Source organism: Arthrobacter sp. Ms25 (assembly GCF_059090365.1).
The window spans coordinates 1-492 of record NZ_JBNHFP010000011.1; the positions used below are offsets into that span (position 1 = coordinate 1).

1 rRNA gene is annotated in these 492 nt (G+C 59.8%); it reads right to left on the minus strand.

The features are described 5' to 3' along the window. Positions 1-412: 412 nt before the first annotated feature. Positions 413-492, minus strand: a 16S ribosomal RNA gene (locus AC5RT8_RS16295); the annotation flags it as partial.

The window sequence follows — 492 nt, forward strand, 5'->3', positions numbered from 1 at the left end:
AACAACAACCCCGTCACACCCATCCACACCCGCACCATCCCCCGAAAGGGAACCGCGTGATGCTTCCGGCCTGCGCAGGAACAAACAGAAACAACCACACACCCCGCCCCCGCCACACACCCCGGACACCCCCCAAAGGGAGCAACCAGGACACGGACAGTCAACGGGTGCCTGTTATTTCAGGACCCAACAGTGTGCCAAACGACGAACCGGAACCACACAGCCCCGCAAGGTTTTCCAGGAACCCCGAAGGGAACGTACTAACCTCACGAAACCGGCATGCCGGCGCCTATCCATTGATATTCCACCCTTGAGCACCCACCGGAGAACTTTCGTCTCCGACATGGGCATCTCCTGCAGGACATCCCCCGCCGCACTTAGGCGGCGGCAATAATCCTGAGGTGCTCCTTAGAAAGGAGGTGATCCAGCCGCACCTTCCGGTACGGCTACCTTGTTACGACTTAGTCCCAATCGCCGGTCCCACCTTCGACG